This window comes from Subtercola lobariae (assembly GCF_014640255.1).
GTDB lineage: Bacteria > Actinomycetota > Actinomycetes > Actinomycetales > Microbacteriaceae > Subtercola > Subtercola lobariae.
In genome coordinates this window covers 1-1,352 of record NZ_BMGP01000015.1, presented here as the reverse complement: position 1 = coordinate 1,352, position 1,352 = coordinate 1, and the positions used below count along the sequence as shown (strand labels likewise).

Below are 1,352 nucleotides of genomic sequence, written 5' to 3'. Positions count from 1 at the left end.
TGTCGCGCGTCAGAATTGTTGGCAGGGGTAGTTAGTTGCTGATGCAACGCCCCAGCTGAAAGGTCTGAACTGATATGAGTCGTCCACCGACGATCCCGGCGGAGAAGAAGCTCCGTATTGTGTTGTCGATCCTGCAGAACGAGATCACGATCGCCGAGGCGGCGCGTCGTGAGAAGGTGTCTGAGCAAGCGATCGGGAACTGGAAACGCCAGTTCCTCGAGGCGGGCAAGGCGGGTATCGAGACAGGTAAATCGAAGCCCTCGTCGCGTGAGCGGCAGCTCGAAGAAGAAGTCAGCGAACTGACCCAGGCCCTGGGCGAAGCCGCAGTCGAGATTCGGGTGTGGAAGAAGAGCGCTGAGGGCCGTTTGGGCCCTTCGAGGACCTCGAGGTGATCCGTAAAGATGCGGGCATGTCGACTTCGAGGTTCTGCGAAATCATCGACATGCCCGAACGCACTTGGCGACGCTGGCAGGCGAAAGCCCGCACCGCACGGCCGCCGAAAGGGCCATGGCCCAGGCCCGCCAGGGTGGGTGCCCGGGAGTTGGTCATCAAGCACGCAGCAGCGCATCCGGCGTGGGGTCACCGGAAGGTGTGGGCGATGACAAGGCATGACGGGCACCGGGTATCGCAGGCGACCGTGTTGCGGTTGCTGCGTGACGAAGGCCTGATCTTGCCCGCTGATTACCAGCGCGAACGCCGGAAACTCGCCGAACGTCGTAAGGCTGCGTTCGCCCAAGAACCCACAGGCCCGAACCAGGTCTGGCAGCTGGACTTCAGCGACTACGAGACCACGACCGGTGGGGTGTGGCGCATCGCTGGCTGCCGGGACTACTGGTCGAAGTACGAATACGACTGCCATGTTTCACCGACCAGCAACCAGCATGACGCGATCGCTGCTGTCGAACTCGCCCTGACCGAGGCCGAGCAGCTGCTCGGTCACCCGCTCATCGATGATGCTGTCGTCGACCCAGAGACAGGCGAAATCCGGCCCGTGCTCACGATCGTCACGGACAACGGCGGCCCGTTCAGATCGTTCCGTTTCGAGGCGTTCATCACCGCGCATCCAGAGCTTCGGCATGTTCGCACGAGGGTGCGGACGCCTGGCCAGAACGGGTCACGCGAACGCGGGTTCGGGTCGATGAAATACGAATGGCTGTTCCGTGAAGAGATCGAGCACGGCCTCAGCCTTGTCGAGCAGATAGGCGCGTACCGAGCCGACTACAACCACGTCCGGCCACACGAAGCGATCGCCTGGAACCGGCCCGCCGACGTTCACGCCGGCCTCGCCGACCCCACCATCCCCAACTTCGAAAAAGAAGAAACCCTGCCAACTACTTGACGCGGGACACGGT

Annotated in this window: 2 protein-coding genes; both read left to right on the top strand. The window is 62.5% G+C overall.

From position 1 onward, the window contains the following. Positions 1 to 74: 74 nt before the first annotated feature. On the top strand, positions 75 to 392 hold the full coding sequence (locus tag IEX24_RS19325; protein ID WP_188681419.1) for a transposase: 318 nt from the start codon (positions 75 to 77) through the stop codon (positions 390 to 392). 17 nt (positions 393 to 409) lie between these two features. Further along, on the top strand, positions 410 to 1,339 hold the full coding sequence (locus IEX24_RS19320; protein WP_229715613.1) for an integrase core domain-containing protein: 930 nt from the start codon (positions 410 to 412) through the stop codon (positions 1,337 to 1,339). Positions 1,340 to 1,352: the final 13 nt, after the last annotated feature.

Bases quoted from the DNA above. Each gene is read 5' to 3' on its own strand.
- IEX24_RS19325 (WP_188681419.1), top strand. From the start codon at position 75: ATGAGTCGTCCACCGACGATCCCGGCGGAGAAGAAGCTCCGTATTGTG.
- IEX24_RS19320 (WP_229715613.1), top strand. From the start codon at position 410: ATGTCGACTTCGAGGTTCTGCGAAATCATCGACATGCCCGAACGCACT.